Source organism: Bacillota bacterium (assembly GCA_013178415.1).
Taxonomy (GTDB): Bacteria; Bacillota; SHA-98; order Ch115; family Ch115; genus Ch115.
Genome location: JABLXA010000014.1, coordinates 22,637 through 42,979, shown reverse-complemented (window position 1 = coordinate 42,979; position 20,343 = coordinate 22,637). Strand labels below are relative to the sequence as shown.

Genomic DNA, 20,343 nt, shown 5'->3' with positions numbered 1-20,343 from the left:
AGATCCGCCTCGAGATGGCTCGGTACCGGCAGGAGCCCTTCTGGCGTCCGCGATAACAGAAGATATCAAACCCGGTTCAAAATTTGAGCTGATCTACTATCTCCTCCAATTTCGCAGGATCGATGCGACGATCCCCCTTTATCGGGCTATGACCTAGAGTAATCCCGATGACCTTATTTCCCAGGATAGTCTCAGCCAATTTCACCCGGAAATCTGATCCGGCGAAGATAACCGCATCAAATTGCCCAAGCTTGATGATTATCTGCATGACTTCATTGAAAAGCTCAATCCCGCTCCTATTCTTGACAAAGGCCCATCTTTCCTCATCTGTGAATAATAATACATACTCTATGCCAGCCCTTTTGGCGGCCTCCATGAGTTCTTGTTTGTTCTCCACGGGGAATGCCACAAGGGCTATTCGCTTACCCCTCCGGACCTCGCCGAGGGTCTCGAGACGAGAGATAAAAGTGCGATCTATTCCGAGATGGTCCCCTACCTCTTGCTGCGACTCGCCGGCGCACCGGAGCTCAAGGATCCTATCCACGATCCGGTAAATTCTTTCTTTGTCGATGAGTTTCTCTCCCACTCGAACAAGGTCCACGGAATCAACTCCTTTCAAAATGCATTGCCATAGATTGAAACCCTCCATGACTGAAGCCGCGACTGTGCGCCTGACTTTTCATCAATGAATGTTCACATTTCTGTGCACATATGTATTATACCAAACCTCGTGAGATACGGCAAGATAGAGATATCATTGTATGGGGTCATTATCATATCGTGGCCTCAAACCTGTAATATGAAACGCGGCCAAATGGGGGAGACTCAGGAACCCAGACATGGTTCATGGTCATCTGCCAATCCAGGATCCTCACCTAGATATAAATCGCGATTTTCTCTTACCTCGAGGCTCTCGAAATATCCGGCAATTGTCTTGCGTATTACTGATGGATCTCTTTCCACGTTGATGGCGTCTCGCAAACGGGCCGCCCCTGGAAGCCCCTTGAGATACCATGCGAAATGCTTCCTCATTTGGAGGACTGCAGTCTTTTCGCCTTTTGCCTTTATCATTTCATCGAAATGATGCAGCATCACTGACAGGCGCTCCTCCAAAGATGGTCCGGGAGGGATCTTCCCGGTCATGAGAAATTCCCGAGATTGTTTGAAGATCCACGGATAACCTAACGCCCCCCTCCCGATCATTACCGCATCGCACCCTGTCTCATCTAGCATCCGTTTCGCGTCCCTTGGTGATCTGACGTCGCCATTGCCGATCACCGGTATGGATACTGACTCTTTCACAGCGGCGATGATCCCCCAATCAGCATGTCCGCTGTAAAACTGGTCCCGCGTGCGGCCATGCACCGCAATAGCCTTGGCCCCTTCCCCCTCGGCGATTTGGGCGATCTGGACAGCATTTACACTCCCGCTATCCCAGCCCTTCCGAATCTTTACCGTCACAGGCTTGTCCACCGCCGATACCACGCTTCTCACAATCTGAGCTGCCAGGTCTGGATTTCGCATCAAAGCCGCTCCTTCACCATTCTTTACGATCTTAGGAGTCGGGCATCCCATGTTGATGTCAATGATATCAGCCCCGGCAGCGCTCACAATCTCCGCAGCTCTGGCCATAAATTCGGGGTCCGAACCGAAAATCTGACAGGCGACTGGCCTCTCACCATCGTTCAATCGGATCATTCCCTGCGTCTTTTCATTGCCAAAGACCAATGCCTTATCACTGAGCATTTCCGTATATACCAGATCCGCGCCCATAGACCTGGCTATACGTCGAAACGGCCCATCCGTGACCCCTGCCATGGGGGCAAGGATCAGGGGCCCGTAGATCTTTACCTCGCCTATGTTTATTGTATATAGCCTACCTTTCATGAATCCATGGTTCTCCCAACACAGGGCAATGACAAGCCCCTGGCCTGTTCTATTATGAAGCAACGGGCGTTGATCTGTTTTTATGATATAGCATGCGCAATCCCTCAAGGGTAAGATATGGATCGATCCGGTCGATCCCTTTACATTCGCTACCTATCAGGTCGGCATAACCGCCAGTTGCCACCACAAGAGGGTTTCCGCCCATCTCCCGCTTTATGCGACCAATGATGCCATCCACCAGCCCGGCGAAACCGTATACGATCCCTGACTGCATGCTGGTTATGGTATTGCGTCCGATGACCGTCTCAGGCTTTGCAAGCTCCACTCGCGGTAGCTTCGCTGCCCGCTGGAAGAGAGCCTCGGTGGCAATGCCGGCACCCGGCGCGATGACCCCTCCCAGGTACTCAGCTCTGTCAGAAATAGCGCAAAATGTTATGGCCGTCCCAAAATCCACTATGATCAAGGGGCCTCCATAGCGTTCATATGCCGCTACAGCGTTCACAACCCGGTCAGCGCCGACCTCTTTTGGATTTTCATACTTGATCACGAGGCCGGTCTTGGTACCAGGTCCCACTACCATCGGATCGACACCGAAATATCTCTTGCACATCTTCTCGAATGCGCCAATGACCGGAGGCACCACACAGGATATTGCCACGCCCTTGATATCGGAGAATGTAAATCCTCCCGTATCTAGCAACTGCCGAAACAGCATCCCGTATTCATCTGCCGTTTTTTCCCTATCGGTGGAGATCCTCCAGTCCCTGAGCAATTCATCGTTCTCATAAATGCCGACCACGATATTGGTATTTCCGATATCAATGACCAGAAGCAAGACGATCCCTCCCTCTCACGAGATGATGGTATGTACCGCCCGCCACAAGATCAAGACCCCCATTACAAGGAAGAAAGTCCCGGCGGCTATTTGCACATATGCAACAGGAACATACCGGGAAACTAGTTCCCCAAAGATGACTCCGATTAGCGTGACCACGATGAGCGCGGCTGAGGCCCCTACAAATACCGAAAACGGGGATTTATATTGGGCCACCATGGTAAATACCGCGAGTTGCGTCTTATCTCCAATTTCAGCGAGGAACAACAGCCCAAATGTTATAGCAGCCAATTTCCAATTCATCAACAACTGCCACCATGAGTTCCTTCTGCATTTTAGTCAGTAAAAGCGCGAAATCTCTAATACAGATGCAGAAAGAAAAACGGCGGCCATTCTCCCTCCGTTTCTATCTACAAAGATCCTGGCTTCCCGAAACCCGTCGAAATCTGGTCGAGACGCGGGCAGGCGAATCATTGCTATTTTACCACAACATGCCTATTGTTACAGCGGCAGGTTATATGGTCTCGGGCGCGAACCCGACTTCTATTCCCTTACTGTACCAGCAACCATGAGGAAAACCCGCATCAGCTTGAAGATCTCGAGGAAATCCTTGCCCTCATAGGCGATCCTAAAGGCACCAGTTCTCTGGACAGAAGGAACCAGCTCCACCATATCAGCCATGGTGGCGGTCTGGAATTCCATTTCGAGCCGCACAGGTTGCTGTATGATCAGAGGTCGGCATTCAGCCCTTTTGAGAAGCCCTTCCCTGGCCCCGGCCTTGATCATCTCCCGGACTTTGGCAGGATGGGACTCAAGTGCCGCTGTCCTGACTATGCTTTTCTTTACGGCAACACCCTTCGCCCAGGGAATGATCCTTGAAGCCTCTGCTGCAACAGTGGAGTCACCGCTGACCATCACCACAGGAACTCCAAAATATCCGCATACCGCGGCATTGATGCCAGTCTCACCCATTACCATCCCGTTAATGACCACCTTCCTTACCACGCCAGAATAGGTATGGTTCAAGATCCCGCCGGCCTCGCCCGCGGCGGCGTGATACCCTGTAAAGATAGCGGCGTCAAAGGATGAATCCAGCCCTTCAAGCATGCTGAGTGGTTTCGGGGAGCCGGTGATGAGCAGGGCTTCAGTCCGCAAGTCTTCGGGCAGCAGGTTACGCATCAGCCAATGGGAATCATTTACCACAATATAGTCTGCCCCTGCTTCCAGAGCTCCCTCAATTGCGGCATTGACCTCACCGGCCATGAGCTTGCGCGCTCGTTCATATGCCTGACCCGTGCCACCAGTCTGTTCATTATGGACTACTCCACATACTCCTTCGATATCGGCAGAAATGTATACCCTCATCTCGAATCACTCCTCCATGCCGCCCTGGCTGCCTATTGAACCATCAGAATGTCGGCGATCTATATTCAAAGTATTATTCAGGACCAATGAAGAAAATCCTGCGCGGAAATATATTCAGTTACCTCATGCCAAGGCGCGAATACTATTGACTTTGAGCTGATCTGAGGGATATAGTGGATACGTCTCCTACACTCAATCTTCCATACAAAGGGGGTCTCCCATGATAAAGGTCTATAAGACGACAATTGAAGGTAAGCTGGAAGAGACTGCTTCGCTAGTTGACAAAGGGATCTGGATCAACATGGTCCACCCCAATGAAGAAGAGATCCTGCGGGTGAACCGGGAGGCCAACCTGCATATGGACTTCTTACGAGCACCCCTTGATGAAGAGGAAAGGTCCAGAATTGAGGTTGAGGAAGGACAGATCCTGGTAATAATAAATGTCCCTGTGATTACTGAAAACGAAAATGGCGTTGGCTCCCTTTGCGATACCGTCCCGCTTGGGATCATCATAACTGAGAATATTATCGCGACCGTGTGCCTCCGTGAAAACGAGGTGATCAATGAATTCATAAAGGGCGGACCCAGGACATTCTTTACCTTCAAAAGGACGAGATTTCTCCTGCAGATCCTGTTTGCTACCGCCACCCTTTATCTCAAGTATTTGAGGCAGATTGACCGTCAGAGCAATCGTCTTGAACAGCGCCTCCATAGGTCTATGCGAAACGAGGAACTTGTGCAACTCCTGAACCTGGAAAAGAGCCTTGTGTACTTCAGCACATCTTTGAGGGCCAATGAAATCGTCATGGAGAAATTACTCCGGTCCCAGCTCGCCAAGGTGCCGCCTGACACCGAAATAGCTCCAAGAGTGCTGAAGATGTACGCTGAGGATGAGGATCTGCTTGAGGATGTTATAACCGAGAATAAGCAGGCTATAGAGATGGCTGATATATATACCAGCATCCTCAGCAACACGATGGATGCCTTTGCGTCTGTGATTTCCAATAATCTCAATATCGTGATGAAGTTCCTGACTTCGGTTACCATAGTCCTTTCGTTACCAACGATGGTGGCGAGCTTTTACGGCATGAATGTGAAGCTCCCGCTAGCAAATTATCCCTTTGCGTTCCTGATGATCCTAGGGATTTCCCTGGGAATATCAGGGGCGGCGGTGGCGTTCCTCGCCAAGAGGAGGATGTTCTTCTAATCATGCCAATTCGATCAGCGCTATCGATGAAAGGGGGCCCCCAATCACTTTACAATTCATTGATTTTCCGTGCCAGGAAACACCTGTCCACGAGGCCCCCAAATCTCTCTTCCCATAGCAGTACAGGTTTAAACCCGCTCTTGTGAAGAAGACTCGTCATTTGTCTGAAGTTCAGTACATATAGGTGATCATCGGCTTCGATCCATGATTCATCTGGCAGGCTTACAAAAAGGAACTTGTCAAACCTGATGGCCCGATTCATAGAGATAAGCGCGATGAAAGGGCTGTAAAAGTGTTCTAGCGATTGCCGGCAATAGATGAGATCAAATTCGCGGCAGAATATTGAATCAAGATCGTGGGCATCGCCCCTTATGGCGAGCAGGCCACGCTCTACGCAGGCATCCACCCCGGCTTGATTCAATGTGATACCCATGGCATCCTTGCCTGCAGATCGAAATAGTTCAAGCGCATAGCCATCCCCACAGCCAACATCCAGTATCCTCTCAATACCCGGGATGCACAGAAGCCTCCCGATGATGATCCTGGTCATGCCTTCTTGCGGGAGGTCTCCCCTCACCTTGCCGATACACATGGAATCTTGTTGAAGTAAAGGCATAAGATACCCCCCTTTTGCTCATGAGAGATCTACATTTCGATATATTCACTGATCAGGTCCTTTACCATCTTCGCTCGGTTTTCCCACGTCTCATCTTTTACCGCCTCTGCCCTCAGCCGTTTCGCGTCAGGGTCCCGGCTTTGAGAGAGGGCCCATTCCAATGCATCAATAAATCCTTCAACCTGACCACTGCTAGAATCTATGATCTTTATATCGCCCAAACCGCGAATTTCAGGCAAGTCAGTTGATACAACCGGCAGGCCGCAGGCAAGGTATTCATACGCCTTTATCGGACAGGCACTGCGGGTAACTTCACGGACCTCAAAAGGAATAATGGCGGCATCAAACCATCTGGCGTAGAAAGGCAGGCTCAAGTGATCGCGATCCCCCAGGAATGTAATATTAGATAGGCGGGGAAGAATGCTCATCGGGAGACCTATAGAGCCTATAAACACGAAGTGCCATGCAGGTTTCCTTGCGGCTATCCTGATCACCAGGTCCAGGTCAACCCAGGTTGTGATGGCCCCCCAGAAGGCGATGAGCTTCTTCGAGGTAACCCTGGCGCTGCCGGGAACAGGATTCTGAATGCCGAGGATTGTTGAGATCTCAAAAGGAACCGGGAGGTTATACGATGGATCCCATGCCATGCGAAAGAGCCTGTAGTCCGCCGCATTAGGAACCAAGTGAGCATTTGGATGCCTCTGGCTTATATCATCATAGATGGCCTTTGAAGCAGCTATGGCCACATCTGCGCATGAGAGTTTAGCAGTCTCAAAGGGCGCGAATTCTTCAAATTCTTCTTTACATACGTCAGCAAAGTCGCTCACTACCACCTTTGGATTGAAGTCGACCACAGATTCAGCATATGGCCCATGCGTAAGCCACATTACGTCAGGCCTGAGGTCCTTGACTGCCGCGACATCGGTACAAATAATGAAATTGTCTGTTAGGGGAATCAGAGGCCCGGGAGGTTGATACTTCTCGCCCGCAGGCCATATATGCCTGCCGGCCCATTCAGCAGCACGAGTCGCATATGAAGTAGGCTGGCAATAGATTACCTGAAATCCCTGTTTTGAAAGCTCCCAGAGCAGGGATTGTGGCCTTTGCCTGTGATGGAAATAGTCAAAACATGGCAAATATAGAATGGCGGGCACCAGCAATACCTCCTCATAATGGGGCGCACGCCCCATATGGCACCAAAACCACTATCTCCTTATGTATTGTCACAATGGCATCCAGATCAATCTGAACTCCAAAAACAAAGCCTCGATCACTATACCACCATACCGGCACAACGAAGGCATCCACCGAGGCGTCGGCACGCCTATGAAAAACCACATCTGGTAATTCCATCATAAAGGAAAGGGGTATCAATGAACGGGTGAAGGCCAGGATTCCATCAGGGCGTACCCAGAAGATCTCAATGGCCAATTCCCCGGAGATTACGATCCCGGTGCCTCCGGAAGTTTTCAGAGGCACCAAACTGCGGGAACAAACCGCAAATGAAGCCCCTATCTCCTTGACGGGCGATCTATAAGGAATGGCATCCAGTAAAGATGAGAACCATGTTGTGCCCTTTCCCCGCCCGATTATCACATCTGTCTCCACCAGGACTTTCATCATTTCCGGGGGTTTGATCCTGGGCCTTATGAGATTTCCCACATTCCTGGCAATGTATGTGAACATCTTCCCAAATCAATTGAATACCTCTCTTATCTCCCTTATCCACCGCCTTCGCCAGATATCAAGGGTAAAGGCAAAGGCTACATCATGCGCCGCCTTCCCAAGACTGATACGTTCTTCCCGGTTTTCGATCAATTCGGCAAGTGTTTCTACAAGTTTAGAAAAGGTCGGCTTTATAAGCCGCCCATTATATCCATCTATGATGAGGTCGGATAGGCCCCCTGTATAGCCGGCGATGATGGCACACCCGGCCCCCATGGCCTCAAGACAGGATAGAGACGTCCCCTCTGTAGATTTGGACGGAATCAAGGCGATATCCATGTTTTTGTAAGTCCAGGGCATGAGATGAGGCGGTCGCCAATAGTAATATATCTTTGGATTATTGCTTGCCCACCTGATCATGTGGTTCTCTAATATATCATCATGCGCCCGGCCGACGAAATGAAACTCCACATTATCATATTCAGCGCTGAGGATCTCGGCTGCCTTAGCTGCTTCATTCACGCCACGCACCGAGGTAAGCCGGCGCGGAAAGATCACGCGGACCTGGTCCCGGGGCTCCGGGTCAGGGAGCATGTCATAGGCTGGCAGGTCTACGAAGTTTGGGATGTAAGTTAGCTTCTCATATAAACCTGGCCATGTGGCATTTATCCAGTGGATGGTGGCTGTGTCCACAGAGACCACCTTCCTGACAGCTGATAACGCCAGAAATAGCCGCCTCTTCCATTCATGACGCCCTTCCCGCGACCCCAGAAGGGATTCAAAGGTGGGATAATCCCAGTAGATGCCATGAGATATGCTTATGCTCTTCTCCAGCGCGTATGGATAGGCGAGGAAAGTTACGAAGTATATAGCGTAGTCAATTCCTGTAGCCCGTTCATGGAATGTATGATTTAGACGAGGCGCTGTTTGAAACTGGACGTCCCCTTCGGAGATGGAATGAACAAACACCCCCGGCAGGAGTTCGCGTTGCCATCCCGACCCAGCCTGCCACCATTCAACACTGAAACCCATATCGAGTAGAAGCCTAGTGAGCTCAATACCATAACGTTCCGCCCCACCATACACAACACGACTGCCATCCGGGCTGAAGTGATTTGTCGTCAGAATGCCTACCCGTCTTCTGAGGCGGGATTTCGTTGCGTGGGTGGTAAGGACGCTATCTCCGGACGTGCCCAAGACTTCATGCAATACCCCATTTTCGCCTTTTTCGACTGCTGGACATCCTGAAGTGTCCGGATGCCATGATAACGAATAAGTCAAGGGCTTTGAATCAACCCATTTCTCCAGCTTTATTTCCTCAGGCGGCGCCAATATGCTTTCAGTATGTTTTGAAGGCGACCCACGTAGCGCGATCTCTTTGGCACGGTAGAGTTCATACTTGGCCCGGTGATCCTCGGCCCTCACCCATCCCAGATGCTTGACCCTGATATCAGAATGGAACGTCAAGAGAGGTCCTCTATACTCAAGGGGCCATCGCCCACAATGAATCGGAAGATCAGGCCATGTGCATGGCTTGCCCGGCATATATCTTACCAGGAGTCGCACGAAACGCGACCACGGATTCCATTCACCATCTATACGGTAATATTCAAATGAGCCCCAGAAATCGAAAAGTCTGAATTCAACGGCATCATATGATGATTGATCAATAAGAGGGCGAATTTCGTTTCTGATTCGGTTCTCGAAGATCTCGTCCGCATCTATTGCCAGGATCCACTGAGGGCTGACGCTTTCCACCATACTCCACAATTTGGCCCTCAATCTCCCCTCATGCTCTATGAAAAGAGGCGAAGGATTTCGCTCATATTTTATGATTTTATCATAGCTCCTGCATAGATCGGCGGTAGAATCATCTGATGCGTCATCCAGGATGACGATGTCATCAACCCATGCAGTTAAATCGTCAAGCACCTGGCGCAGGTATCTACTGGCTTCATTCCTCACCACCATCATGGCCGTAACCCTTTCTTTCACGACGATTTCCCCTTTCCGAAACAAGGGGCGAGGGATCCAAAGATCTGCCCCGCCCCCATGATTTCTTGCGGCAACTATATGATATTCTCGGAATATTCTCGGAGGGCGACATTCGCTTTACGGGAAGTAGTGCCAGATTATGCCTGGGTCGCAACGAAGATGAAGTCTATCGAGAGATCCTGGTTCTGAACAAGGTTTCCTGCATCAGGTGATAGGGCCAAAGTAAAGGTTGCCTCCTGCACCGAGCCGAGCGGCAACGATTGCCCGCCCGACGGCTGGTCAACGAGGCCGGTCAAGGCTCCTGTATATATTGTCGTGGTCGGCGGGCTCGCTACAACGCTTACATTCAATGAACCCGCCAGGATCTGGGCCATGCTCGCCGTGGTCGTTCCAGCTGCCGCCCAGTTTGCTGATATGAAATACAGGCAATTCACATCGCCGGCATTTGATACTGCGACAGTGCCTACCACTGAAGCGCCCGGAAGCAGCGCAGGTGAAGCCAGTACCGCACTTTCTGGTGATATGGCTACACTTACGGTAGCAGTAAGCACCTGGTTGCCTGTGTTGGCTGCATCATTGGTAAAGGTAAATGAAGGCATTGTATCCCCCCTAGCTGGCAGGACAGCGTTACATGAATCGTCCTGCTGGAATATACAATATGCCAGGGGGGATCAATATGTGAGAGACAAGGGGTGTATGTAGAATCCTCTAGAAACGATCTGACAATCCAAGATAAGGGTAGCCGGCCGGAAACATGGCCTCTAACATGACCTCATAGCGGTGGGGCAAACTAAGCTTGAGCTCGTGAGCTAGGTTTCCAACCCGCTTGTAACCCATGATCAATGTAGTAAGCTGGGATTGGTCGATTTTGAGCACATAATCGGCCTGCGAACAACCGGATTCGACCCTCAGACGGCCATTATCAATTAGAAGGAGAATGTCCCCGATATCGGTGGAAATCCCAAGAGATCCCGACTCGTTCACCCCGCTTCCCATGAGCCGCTCCTCCAGTTCCGGCTGCAATTTCTCAAAGGTCGTCATGATCTCAGAGGTCGTCATGAGATTTATTACCCTTCCCATCCCGGCGCGGCAATTATGAAATGTCGCGTGGATGGTATAACCGAATCTCCTGCAAAAGTATGCAAACGGATGATCTGGAGGCGCGAAGACATTCACCGTGGCGGTCCTTCGCTCTACCGCCAGATCGGCGAAGAATTTGAGCAAAGCGGAATAGCCATCGCCATCCATCGCTGTTATTTCCGTCACATTTATATCCTCAGGCGTATTATCATAGGCGGCATAGCCCAAGATCCTGTCCCCTGACCTTATGACAACGGCCAAACTCGCCAGGGTCCACGCGCTTCCCAATCTGAAACCCTTCGATGTAGAAGAGTCTCGCACAATACTGCCAGTACGGTTACCGGTATAGCGATGATATAGGTCGAGAATCGAAGGGATATCCGCCGGTTTCATAGGAGTTGTCTCGTAGAATCTCTCAGCGCGCTCCGCTGCCCTTGTCGGTATTTCCATCTTGTAATCCGGAAGGACAGAGATGAAGCCAAATAGGATTTCGCCTATTTCTCGACTTCTCCTCCATTACTTCTCAGCAGTCCCCCATGCCGCTAGGGCGGCGCCATGTAGGACCGCTGCAACGGCATGAAGCTATACAACCACCCAGATCCCAATGGCGGCAAGCAGTCCCATGATGCCTCCAAAATAAAATGTCGCCTGTGGCCCAAAGGCATTCCAGAGAAGCCCGGCTAGAAGCGAGGCAGGGAAAAGCCCTATGCCAACCAGGGTAGCATGCAAACCAATAGTTGTAGCCCTTAATTCAACAGGCGCGATATCGGCGACCAGAGCTTTCTCTACCCCTTCGGTGAGCGCTATGTAAGACCCATAGGCCGCGAACAGGAGCCAGATCTGCCAGCTGGCATTTGCAAATGCAAACCCTATGTATACCAGGCCATACATGGCATAGCCGGCCACAAGAAGGGTCTTTCGCCCGATCTGGTCAGAAAGGCGACCGGCCGGATAGGATAGCAGAGAGTAAACAAGATTATATACTAAATATGTCAAAAGGACATCTGACGCGCTGAAATGTAAATTCCTGGCTCGAAGCAATAAGAATTGATTTGAAGAATTGCCAAGGGCGAAGATGAAGACAACAATCAGAAATCCTCTGAGGCGTCTATCTAATCTCGACCAACTCAGGGAAGGCAGTTTGGCCTTGCCGGAGAATCCTGTTTTGCGCTGCCCTGAAACTTCGGTACGTGAAGCATCCGCCTCCGGGGCATTCATCCTGGATGCCATTCCTGATGCCGCCTCTGATGATGCCGCGACTTCACCTGCCTTCTCCTGACGACCCGCGGTTTCCCGGGCGAAAAACAGTACGGCAACCCCGAGAATCGCCGGCACCATCGCCCAAAGGAATACCCTGGAGAATTCTCCTTTGTAAGTTGTCATGAAGTAATAGGCAAGGAATACGCCAAGGGACGCGCCGAGGGTGTCAAGTGTCCGGTGCAAACCATAAGCTCGCCCCCTCATCTCCTTATTTGCCGAATCCGCGATAAGGGCGTCACGCGGCGCAGTCCTGATACCCTTGCCGAACCGGTCAACGACCCTTGCCAGCAAGACCATGGGCCATGAGCCAGCTAGATATAGGATGATCTTCCCCGCAGTAGAAGATCCGTAGCCTAGGATGGCAAGAGGCTTTCTCCTGCCGAATCTGTCAGATATATAGCCAGAGAAAACCTTGAGGAGGCTCGCGAGACTCTCTGCAATTCCCTCGATCAGTCCTACAATCGCCGGGCTGGCTCCCAGGCGGGTTGTCAGGAAGAGCGGGAGAAGCGGGTAAACCATTTCCGTGCTTACATCTGTGAGGAGACTTACAATACCAAGGATGATGATATTGAACATAGAATATCCCTCCGATCTGGGCGGTCACGCCATAATCCGCGACTCAATCAGCCCGCCTGAACACCTCGGCCTCAAACTGATGCATCTTTGTCCTGCATTCTTCAAGGCTTTGTTCAACTCTCTCCCTGAGTGCCGCCCCAAAAAAATCCCGCCCCCTGGCCTTCTCAACCCATTTTTCTATGTATCCCAAGTCACCTTCATTTTCCTCTATCTCAGCAAAGGTGAACTTCCCCTTTGCTGTTTCTTGTTCGAGTTCATCGAGCAATCCTTTGCACCTTTCCAGGATCTCGTGATATTCCTGGTCACTCTGCGCCTTAAATCTATCGACCAGTTCTCCATCGGATTCAGTCAATGCAGAGAAAAGAAACGATTCTCCGCCAAGGTCTCGGATCTCATCTACCAGACCAGATATGGAGGGAACAAGACCGGGTGTATCTGGAAAGATACAGACCGCCTGCTGAATATATAGCCCTCCTAGTTCACGCACCCTCCTCCAAACCCTAACTCTAGCAGTAGAAGGCTCGACAGGAGTCTTATAGATCAGCAGCAGCCAGCGGATGCCTGATTACGGAATAAATTATTACCGAGACTGCCATATCTTCAAGCCTTGCAACTCCTGATGCGAGATTCGAGATCAAGGATATCCTGACGAGATGAGAGAACCCCGATTTCAAGATTGTATTCCCTTTTCTCCCCCGGAGCAAGGAATACCAGCGTTCCGCGCTCTCTTTCCTTCACTCTGCCTTCAACCAGGCAGTTGGCTGGTTCAAGCCCTACTACATATGTTCCCTGCCCCATCATCTTCCACTCAGTGAATCTCGGCAGCTCCATTTTCGAATATTTCACGTATATGCCGAAACCATCTCCAAGTCCCCTGTTCACCAGGCCAACATATACATTTCCTTCTGCATCGCTGCCCATATCATGATAATAGACTTTCTCTTTATATCCTGGCACGGGATTTGAAAACCGCGCGTACTGCTCCTTACCCTTCTCCACTTCTGCATCCCGGGGCCGGACATTTCGTGAAGGGCCCAGCAATTCAGTGCCATCATCCACTACTGGGAACCCCATGTTAATGTGATACAGGTACATATGTTCAATTGGATCGAAGCCCATATTTTCCACAACATCATGGATGAAGAATCGTTTCTCGCCAAGCTTGGCCCATACCCGACGCGTCAGGCGAATATTCTCCCCAAACACGGTGGCCTCCTTGACTCTTCCCTGCGCCCACATGATATAGTCGTCTCCTTGCCATTCCCCATCTACCCATGTATTTTTCGCCGGGGTATTGGAGATCCGCCCGTGAAGGCCGAGCTCTTTGCCGTTATCCACACATGGCGCGCCAGCATAAGTCATTCCACAAGTCACTACCAGCCCGCCGTGAAAACTCCTGAGCCAGCCAAATCCCTCAGGCTCGAAATAACCAGGCGCCACGTCCCCGGTCGGGGAACACCAGGAAAGCGGCATGCCCTTATACTCACACAAGGATATATCCATTCCCCGGCTGAGCAATACATTGAACCTGAGTCCCGCCCCGGTCCTGAATTCCGCCACCTCAACCTCTTTTTCGCTGCCATCCAAAAGTGTATAACGCCTTGCCCCACCCACCTGGGCAATATCGCCAACACGCTCCAGTAATTCCACTTTTGAATAACTACGTCCGTAAAGATCTGCCATGACGGCACCCCTTTCCATGATTTATGCACATTCCTATCCTAATCTTCGCACATGTATCTGGAAATCCTCCTACCCGCGCCTCAATAAAAGATAAGCCGGGTTATATGCGCCAGCCACCTGCCTGCTAATTACCCGAGTTTGCAGCCTATTGATCCATTCCCCCTGCTAAAGGTTGCCTCCTAATCCTTGCGCCATTTGTAATCTATTTGACATTTCTTCCGGGATTCTTATGCTAACCTTATGTCCAGATACAAAAAGCCGACAATGATTTCAATCAAAACCAGAGTCCTATTCTTCCTGACTGATAGGAGGGTAAATGGAACTTATGCCTGAAGATGTCCTTTTTGCATCCGCTTATGTGCCAAAGATCGATGCCCAGTCTTCCCTGCCCGCCAAGTTTGGGCGCATGCTTGAGAGGCTTCCTCTTTCGGAGATTGTAAAGGATAAGAGTGTGGCCCTCAAGATGCATCTCGGAGGCAATCTTGGCTATACCACAATACACCCGCTTTTTACCCGGATTCTCGTACAGGCATTAAAAGACGCCGGCGGGAAGGTCTTTGTGACAGATAGCGCATGGGCTGTCCAGACCGCCAAGGCCAGGGGGTATACCGAGGAGGTCTTGGGAGCTCCTCTGGTTGCCACCTCAGGGCTCTTTGATAAGTATTATTATAGCAAGCCTGTAGACTTTGAGACCCTAAAGGAGATCCAGGTCGCAGGGCATATCCATGATGCCGACGTGCTCATCGATTTCTCCCATGTAAAAGGTCATGGAGCCTGTGGCTACGGAGGGGCCTGCAAGAACATAGCCATGGGATGCGTTACGGCCGCGACAAGGGCTCAAATTCATAGTCTCGAAGGGGGCCTTACCTGGAATCCCGATAAGTGTGTACACTGCGAGATATGTATTAAGTCCTGCCGGTATGGGGCCAATACGTTTAACGAGAAAGGCGAGTACAAGATATTCTTCCATAACTGCACCTATTGTCAGCACTGTGCCAATGCCTGCCCGGAGGGCGCCATCACGATAAATAGATCAAAATTCAAGGACTTCCAGGAAGGAATGGCTATATGCACAGATGTGGTGCTTAACACTTTTGACCGGGAGAGGCTACTTTTTATAAATGTTCTTACAAATATAACCCTCCTTTGTGACTGCTGGGGATTCTCTATGCGGCCACTCGTGCCGGATATAGGGATACTTGCATCACGGGATATTGTAGCAATTGAACAGGCAAGTCTTGACCTGATAAAGAGCGAGGACTTTCTTCCGGGCAGTCTCCCTGAGGGGAGAAGCCTCGGTGAAGGGAAACACCTCTTTGAGAAGATTCACGGCAAGGACCCCTTTGTACAGGTGGCGGCACTAGAGGCCAAGGGGCTGGGAAGCAGGGATTACAAGTTGGTGGAGGTGGATTGATGCCCGGCTCGGTCAGGAACCCTGGGGCGGGCGGTTATATCTTCGTCTAGCCCGCCCAGGCCTCAAGGCCTGTTGCATCCTTGAGCACGATGCGACGCCTGCAGGTCTTGATAAGGCCTTTTCCCTTCAGGTCAAGCAGGAGATTGGTCACGGTGGGTCGCGAAAGGCTCGCGATGCTCGCCAGATCCTGATGAGTAAGTGAGAGGTCTATGCATACACCGTCTATTGTATCCTTTCCATATTCCGAGGATAACCTGAGAAGAATATTTGCCAGCCGACCTTTTGCGTCCCTAAAGGCCATATCTGTAACCTGATTCGTGGATTGGGTCAGCTTCTTGCTGAGGCTCTCTATAACCTTGAGCGCCATGGCCGGGTTGCGAAGGAAGATCCGCTCCATGTTAGCCTTCGTAAACACAAGGGTGCAGGTCTCTTCGAGGGCAGTCGCGGTGACCGAATAGTCCTCCCCACTAAAGGCCGAATCTTCCCCAAAGATATCATCTGGCCCAAGGAATCCAAGAATGAGCTCCTTACCGTCTGACGACAGCTTTGATAGCTTGACGGCTCCCATCTTCAGAATAAAGATCTTGTCTGCAGGGTCTCCTTCAAGAAATAGTACCTGGTTTTTTGTGTATACCCTTTTCTCCGCACACTGCAGCATCTCCTCAAATTGTCCGTCATCAAATCCCCTAAAAAGACTTAGTTTTCGGATACATTCCATGTTTCCCAACCTATTTCACCTGCTTTCCCTCCGCGTTTTCCCTCTGCAAAAGCCCCGCCGCCGGGCAGGGGTGGCTGGCCCAAGAGATTTGAAATCTGGGTCGCCTGGTTTCAGTAACTTGTTACCAAATGCATATTACTATATTGCGCGGCGTGCTGGCAAGTCGAAGAGTTGAGGGAGACTCCGCGGGCCGGCTCCGCTGCGTCTTGACACACCAGAGCAGATCGAGTATTATACATGTGTGAGCGCGCCCATAGCTCAGTTGGATTAGAGCACCAGACTACGGATCTGGTTGTCGGGGGTTCGAGTCCCTCTGGGCGCACCAAGTTTTTCAAAGGATCCATGGGTTCTACGATGATCATTCTCCCAGGAAGATGTTCAACGTCTGCAGTAAGTCTGCGGTAGGATCAAGGCCAAGTATCTGCTCAATAGAGACGAAAAAGATCGCCGCCGGCATCCCGGCGGCGAATCGATGGCAGAGAAGAACCTCAATAACTATAGAGCTTTCCTCGCCGGACACCTTTACCTTATGTTGGAGATCCCCACCATTCTCGTTCACCGAACTTCCTCCCCTACTGAGCCAGGCGTCGAATTAGGGTCTATATAATCAGGTTCCATGGCCAACCCATATTGCCTGCTCTTTAATGAGCAGTCTTCCTACACCTCGATTGGCAATAGTCACATCGATTGGGTGGAACTCAGGACGTCGGCTGGACGTGCTCTTTTGCGATCACCGAAACATATAGGCCGATAGGGCAAAAAACATAAATGCCGTCAGGAGCTTGATCGCGGCAAGGCGTCTTGAAAACAGGCCTGTAGCTTTCTTTGCCGAGAGCAAGAGGGTGGATACTATCACCACAAGCGCCAGCGGTAAGACAAACATTACATTATATAGAACGAGGTAGATGAATGTGCCCGAGTCGCCAAGGGGGCTTCCTATTAGCGCCAGAGTGGGGAGATAAACTTGCCCTGTGCATGGAAATTCAATCAATGAGGCCAGGAGCCCCAATGAGAATCCGGCGATGACATTTGCCTTTCCCGAAGTAGCGTACCTACGGATAAGCCTATGGGAGAGGTTCTTCAACCTTGGAGGTAACTGCAGCTTCATAGCCTTGGCCCGGCCGCTCCAGGCTTCATAGAAATCAAAAAGGCTCAGGCAACCGAGCAGGAGCGTTGTAGTTCCCAGTAGAGGATACAGCCAGTCTGAGAGCGCGTCAAAGTAGCGACTCTGGACGATGCGCAAGATGCCGAGACCGATGGTAAAATAGGTTACGAAGGCACCGCCGACAAAACTGATGCCGGTGATGACAATAGGCCTTCTGTCGCTCATAGCCAGCGACAGGCAGGCCACCAGGAAGAGTAAAAACGATAGGGCACAAGGGTTTATGCCGTCCACGAGCCCCGCTGCGACGATGAGCGGGGCTATCACCTTCTTTGATGCCAGGATGCTTGATAGTCTTAGGGAGTTTGCGAATGATCTCAGCCACCCGGAAATCCCTGCAGATATCCCTTGAACTCCGCCTTGCGGTAGTGCGATCAGGGAACGTATCCCTTCCCTTATTGCCTCATATCCGACGAAAACGTCCTTCCCCACGAAAACCGCGGGCACGCGCATCTCGTCGTCCTTTCCAACTTCATAGAGTATGTCCAGGGTCTCACGGATCTCCTTTACTTCTGGTAGAGCCATATCCCTTGTCACAAGCTCGAGATACTCGGCATTGGCAACAACAGCCTTCAGAAGAGATATGGTTCTAGCGCACTCAGGATTATTTTCTAGGTAGAAACATGTCAGAACTACCTTCCCTCTATTTGGATCGTCAGGCGGGCATGCCGGGCATTTGCAAGTGGCCATCTCAGTTGAGCCAAGGACTAATCCGCTGGCCAGGATAGAGATTATGAGGACCTTGAATGCCCATTTCATGTTGCTCACTCTCCAGAGTTTATCATCGTGCCGCCCGCCTGAGAGAAGAGAGCTTTCGGACATGCATCCCTGATGAATCTCTTGCGGTCCGGAATCCACTCAATGCCCAGGGTGTCCCATGCCATGCTTACCGCTGGCTTGTTCATACAAGAAACAGCTTACCTCATGCTCGCCCTGCAATGTAATCGTGCCCGGCGCCCTGGTTTTGCACATATCCATGGCCTCCGGGCATCTAGCCGCAAAGGGACAGGAATGGTCTGCGCCATCCGGGGCCTCATTTGATACGCGAAAATCTAATTCTCCTGAAATCAGGACTTTCCTGTCTGGGTCAGGGGGCAAAAGCGCTTTTATGAGCAATTTCGTGTAAGGATGAGCAGGGGACTTCAAAATATCGGCTGTCTTGCCTCGTTCTACGACTCTCCCGCGATAAAGAATGAGCAGGTTTTCGCCCAGATAATGTGCAGATGAAAGATCATGGGTAATGAACAGGCAGGAGATGCCATAGTTCTGTTTGAAATCCAGTAGAATATTGAGGAAAAGGGCTCTGAGAGCTACATCTATCATTGAAATTGGTTCATCAGCTATTATGACCTTCGGCTTCAGGAGGTATAACCGAGCAAGCATTACACGCTGTCGTTCGCCGCCGCTCAACTGATGCGGGTAACGGCCCAGCACATCCCTGGGCCTTAGACCTACAGCCTCAAGGGCCTCAGACACGAGTTCCACTGATCCCGCTTTGGACGATGCCAGGCCGAATTTGGTAACTGCTAGTTTCAATACTCTATCAACCTTATAAAACGGGTTATATATCCCATATGGATCCTGGAAAACTGCCTGAATGTTATGTCTATACTCTGCCCATTCTCTGGGAGACATGGAATGGATATTCTTGCCTTGAAAGAGGATTTCGCCACTGGTGGGCGGGACCAGGCCAAGGATCATTCTCGCGAGAGTTGTCTTACCGCTTCCGCTTTCGCCCACCAATGATACAATAGAAGGCCTATCCTGAGATATAGAGAGGTTTACGCTATCCACTGCTTTGACTAATTTCTTTCCGCCGGCGCCGAAGGTCTTTGACACCCCTTTAACTTCGAGTAGCTGCGTCACCTGTAACACCTCCGTAAAGAAAACAGGCCACATAATGCTGTCTCTCATGCTCTATCATGGCGGGTTCATTCATGCTGCACTCAGTGCTGGCGCGAGGACATCGGGGGTGAAACCTGCAACCTGGAGGCCAGCTAATGGGGCTGGGCGCGAGACCTGAGATCCCTTCGAGCCTTTTTCTTTCACCGTCAATGTCGATCGAAGGGATAGATGTTAGAAGCCCTTCTGTATAAGGATGAAGCGGATGTCTGAATATCTCGGGAGTATAACCAACCTCCATCATTCTTCCTGCATACATAATGGCCACCCTGTCGACGAGCTGGGCATGGACAGCCATATCGTGGGTGATCAGTATCAGGGAAGCGTTTATCTTGCGGCAGACTTTGAAAAGCATGCTGAGGACCGAGAGTTGGTTTACGACATCTAGCGCGGTCGTGGGTTCGTCGGCTATTACAAGTTCTGGTTCAAGAGCAAGAGCCATGGCTATTATCACGCGCTGTTTCATGCCTCCACTCAGCTCATGTGGGTACATTTCGGCTACATCAGGACGAAGGTCCACCCCCCGTAAGAGCTCTGGAACCAGAGCGTTAGCCTCAGCGCGAGATTTGCCAGAATGCTCCATTATAACATCAGTCATTTGCTCTTTTATCTTCGTCACGGGGTTTAGAGAGTTCATTGAGCCCTGGGGTATATAGCTTATATGACGCCAGCGGATCTTTCGCAGGTCATTTTCAGGGACCTGTAAAAGGTCCACTTTTACCTCTCTCCCATTTTCACGGTAAGTGAAGAGGACTCGACCGGCCGGAACATATCCCGGGGGTTTTATAAGCCTCATGATACCCCCGACCAGAGTGGACTTCCCGGACCCTGATTCTCCAGCGATACCGAGCATCTCATTTGGATATACCGTCAGGGAAACCCTATCCACAGCCTTACTTTCGCCATTCTGTGTCTTATAATAGACACTCAATCCTTCGATGTTCAGGACCTCATCCATGGCCATTCCCCCCTGATATT

21 protein-coding genes, 1 tRNA gene and 1 pseudogene are annotated in these 20,343 nt (G+C 50.9%); 3 read left to right on the top strand and 20 right to left on the bottom strand.

Translation table 11 applies throughout. The annotated features are described in order from the left end of the window. Positions 1-76 precede the first annotated feature (76 nt). The 5 genes from HPY52_11585 to HPY52_11565 all read right to left on the bottom strand — a co-directional run bounded on the left by HPY52_11585 (position 77) and on the right by HPY52_11565 (position 4,087). Positions 77-649 carry a transcriptional regulator gene (locus HPY52_11585; GenBank protein ID NPV80899.1) on the bottom strand — a complete coding sequence of 191 codons (573 nt, stop codon included), beginning with the start codon at positions 647-649 and terminating at the stop codon, positions 77-79. Between the two features lie 176 nt (positions 650-825). After that, the gene (dusB, locus tag HPY52_11580) at positions 826-1,866 is read right to left on the bottom strand and encodes a tRNA dihydrouridine synthase DusB (protein NPV80898.1); all 1,041 of its coding nucleotides are present in this window, start codon (positions 1,864-1,866) and stop codon (positions 826-828) included. A gap of 73 nt (positions 1,867-1,939) precedes the next feature. After that, a complete protein-coding gene (locus HPY52_11575; GenBank protein NPV80897.1) occupies positions 1,940-2,722 on the bottom strand; it encodes a type III pantothenate kinase in 783 nt (260 codons plus the stop codon). A gap of 15 nt (positions 2,723-2,737) precedes the next feature. Next, positions 2,738-3,025, bottom strand: coding sequence for a TMEM165/GDT1 family protein (locus HPY52_11570; GenBank protein ID NPV80896.1), 288 nt, complete (start codon positions 3,023-3,025; stop codon positions 2,738-2,740). Positions 3,026-3,265: 240 nt separating this feature from the next. Then, positions 3,266-4,087 carry a M55 family metallopeptidase gene (locus tag HPY52_11565; GenBank protein NPV80895.1) on the bottom strand — a complete coding sequence of 274 codons (822 nt, stop codon included), beginning with the start codon at positions 4,085-4,087 and terminating at the stop codon, positions 3,266-3,268. A 220-nt stretch (positions 4,088-4,307) separates the two neighbouring features. On the opposite strand from HPY52_11565, the gene HPY52_11560 reads away from it, so the two are divergent. Next, complete coding sequence (locus HPY52_11560; protein NPV80894.1) at positions 4,308-5,294, top strand: magnesium transporter CorA family protein; 987 nt, start codon at positions 4,308-4,310, stop codon at positions 5,292-5,294. Between the two features lie 49 nt (positions 5,295-5,343). Here the strand turns inward: HPY52_11560 and HPY52_11555 are convergent, their stop codons facing one another. From HPY52_11555 to HPY52_11510, 10 genes and pseudogenes are all read right to left on the bottom strand, one after another. Further along, positions 5,344-5,844, bottom strand: a complete 501-nt coding sequence (locus tag HPY52_11555) for a class I SAM-dependent methyltransferase (GenBank protein ID NPV80893.1) — start codon at positions 5,842-5,844, stop codon at positions 5,344-5,346. A gap of 95 nt (positions 5,845-5,939) precedes the next feature. Continuing rightward, entirely contained in the window at positions 5,940-7,064 is a 1,125-nt protein-coding gene (locus HPY52_11550; protein NPV80892.1) for a glycosyltransferase, read from the bottom strand. 13 nt (positions 7,065-7,077) lie between these two features. Continuing rightward, positions 7,078-7,596: a hypothetical protein gene (locus HPY52_11545; protein NPV80891.1), complete on the bottom strand. Its 519-nt coding sequence runs from the start codon at positions 7,594-7,596 to the stop codon at positions 7,078-7,080. Positions 7,597-7,605: 9 nt separating this feature from the next. Continuing rightward, positions 7,606-8,772 carry a glycosyltransferase family 4 protein gene (locus HPY52_11540; GenBank protein NPV80890.1) on the bottom strand — a complete coding sequence of 389 codons (1,167 nt, stop codon included), beginning with the start codon at positions 8,770-8,772 and terminating at the stop codon, positions 7,606-7,608. A 99-nt stretch (positions 8,773-8,871) separates the two neighbouring features. Then, positions 8,872-9,549: pseudogene (locus tag HPY52_11535) on the bottom strand (glycosyltransferase). Positions 9,550-9,707: 158 nt separating this feature from the next. Then, positions 9,708-10,169 carry a hypothetical protein gene (locus tag HPY52_11530; protein ID NPV80889.1) on the bottom strand — a complete coding sequence of 154 codons (462 nt, stop codon included), beginning with the start codon at positions 10,167-10,169 and terminating at the stop codon, positions 9,708-9,710. A 109-nt stretch (positions 10,170-10,278) separates the two neighbouring features. Beyond that, a complete protein-coding gene (locus tag HPY52_11525) occupies positions 10,279-11,043 on the bottom strand; it encodes a hypothetical protein (protein NPV80888.1) in 765 nt (254 codons plus the stop codon). 189 nt (positions 11,044-11,232) lie between these two features. Further along, positions 11,233-12,486, bottom strand: coding sequence for an MFS transporter (locus HPY52_11520; protein ID NPV80887.1), 1,254 nt, complete (start codon positions 12,484-12,486; stop codon positions 11,233-11,235). 43 nt (positions 12,487-12,529) lie between these two features. Next, positions 12,530-12,973: a hypothetical protein gene (locus HPY52_11515; protein ID NPV80886.1), complete on the bottom strand. Its 444-nt coding sequence runs from the start codon at positions 12,971-12,973 to the stop codon at positions 12,530-12,532. A 113-nt stretch (positions 12,974-13,086) separates the two neighbouring features. Then, positions 13,087-14,169: an aldose 1-epimerase family protein gene (locus HPY52_11510; GenBank protein NPV80885.1), complete on the bottom strand. Its 1,083-nt coding sequence runs from the start codon at positions 14,167-14,169 to the stop codon at positions 13,087-13,089. A gap of 325 nt (positions 14,170-14,494) precedes the next feature. Between HPY52_11510 and HPY52_11505 the strand changes: the two genes are divergently transcribed. Further along, positions 14,495-15,583: a DUF362 domain-containing protein gene (locus tag HPY52_11505; GenBank protein ID NPV80884.1), complete on the top strand. Its 1,089-nt coding sequence runs from the start codon at positions 14,495-14,497 to the stop codon at positions 15,581-15,583. A 46-nt stretch (positions 15,584-15,629) separates the two neighbouring features. Here the strand turns inward: HPY52_11505 and HPY52_11500 are convergent, their stop codons facing one another. Continuing rightward, the gene (locus tag HPY52_11500; GenBank protein NPV80883.1) at positions 15,630-16,301 is read right to left on the bottom strand and encodes a Crp/Fnr family transcriptional regulator; all 672 of its coding nucleotides are present in this window, start codon (positions 16,299-16,301) and stop codon (positions 15,630-15,632) included. Between the two features lie 247 nt (positions 16,302-16,548). Here HPY52_11500 and HPY52_11495 point away from each other — a divergent pair. Next, a tRNA-Arg gene (locus HPY52_11495) sits at positions 16,549-16,626 on the top strand. Positions 16,627-16,659: 33 nt separating this feature from the next. Here HPY52_11495 and HPY52_11490 read toward each other — a convergent pair. The 4 genes from HPY52_11490 to HPY52_11475 all read right to left on the bottom strand — a co-directional run bounded on the left by HPY52_11490 (position 16,660) and on the right by HPY52_11475 (position 20,323). Continuing rightward, positions 16,660-16,860: a hypothetical protein gene (locus HPY52_11490; GenBank protein ID NPV80882.1), complete on the bottom strand. Its 201-nt coding sequence runs from the start codon at positions 16,858-16,860 to the stop codon at positions 16,660-16,662. Positions 16,861-17,031: 171 nt separating this feature from the next. Then, the gene (locus HPY52_11485) at positions 17,032-18,321 is read right to left on the bottom strand and encodes a hypothetical protein (protein ID NPV80881.1); all 1,290 of its coding nucleotides are present in this window, start codon (positions 18,319-18,321) and stop codon (positions 17,032-17,034) included. After that, positions 18,322-19,329, bottom strand: a complete 1,008-nt coding sequence (locus HPY52_11480; protein ID NPV80880.1) for an ABC transporter ATP-binding protein — start codon at positions 19,327-19,329, stop codon at positions 18,322-18,324. Then, on the bottom strand, positions 19,307-20,323 hold the full coding sequence (locus tag HPY52_11475; GenBank protein NPV80879.1) for an ABC transporter ATP-binding protein: 1,017 nt from the start codon (positions 20,321-20,323) through the stop codon (positions 19,307-19,309). The genes HPY52_11480 and HPY52_11475 overlap by 23 nt, the downstream gene beginning before the upstream one ends. Positions 20,324-20,343: the final 20 nt, after the last annotated feature.

Coding starts and splice junctions, on each gene's coding strand:
- HPY52_11585 (NPV80899.1), bottom strand. CDS start 649: ATGGAGGGTTTCAATCTATGGCAATGCATTTTGAAAGGAGTTGATTCC.
- HPY52_11570 (NPV80896.1), bottom strand. CDS start 3,025: ATGAATTGGAAATTGGCTGCTATAACATTTGGGCTGTTGTTCCTCGCT.
- HPY52_11565 (NPV80895.1), bottom strand. CDS start 4,087: ATGAGGGTATACATTTCTGCCGATATCGAAGGAGTATGTGGAGTAGTC.
- HPY52_11560 (NPV80894.1), top strand. CDS start 4,308: ATGATAAAGGTCTATAAGACGACAATTGAAGGTAAGCTGGAAGAGACT.
- HPY52_11555 (NPV80893.1), bottom strand. CDS start 5,844: ATGACCAGGATCATCATCGGGAGGCTTCTGTGCATCCCGGGTATTGAG.
- HPY52_11545 (NPV80891.1), bottom strand. CDS start 7,596: ATGTTCACATACATTGCCAGGAATGTGGGAAATCTCATAAGGCCCAGG.
- HPY52_11530 (NPV80889.1), bottom strand. CDS start 10,169: ATGCCTTCATTTACCTTTACCAATGATGCAGCCAACACAGGCAACCAG.
- HPY52_11525 (NPV80888.1), bottom strand. CDS start 11,043: ATGAAACCGGCGGATATCCCTTCGATTCTCGACCTATATCATCGCTAT.
- HPY52_11520 (NPV80887.1), bottom strand. CDS start 12,486: ATGTTCAATATCATCATCCTTGGTATTGTAAGTCTCCTCACAGATGTA.
- HPY52_11510 (NPV80885.1), bottom strand. CDS start 14,169: ATGGCAGATCTTTACGGACGTAGTTATTCAAAAGTGGAATTACTGGAG.
- HPY52_11505 (NPV80884.1), top strand. CDS start 14,495: ATGCCTGAAGATGTCCTTTTTGCATCCGCTTATGTGCCAAAGATCGAT.
- HPY52_11500 (NPV80883.1), bottom strand. CDS start 16,301: ATGGAATGTATCCGAAAACTAAGTCTTTTTAGGGGATTTGATGACGGA.
- HPY52_11475 (NPV80879.1), bottom strand. CDS start 20,323: ATGGATGAGGTCCTGAACATCGAAGGATTGAGTGTCTATTATAAGACA.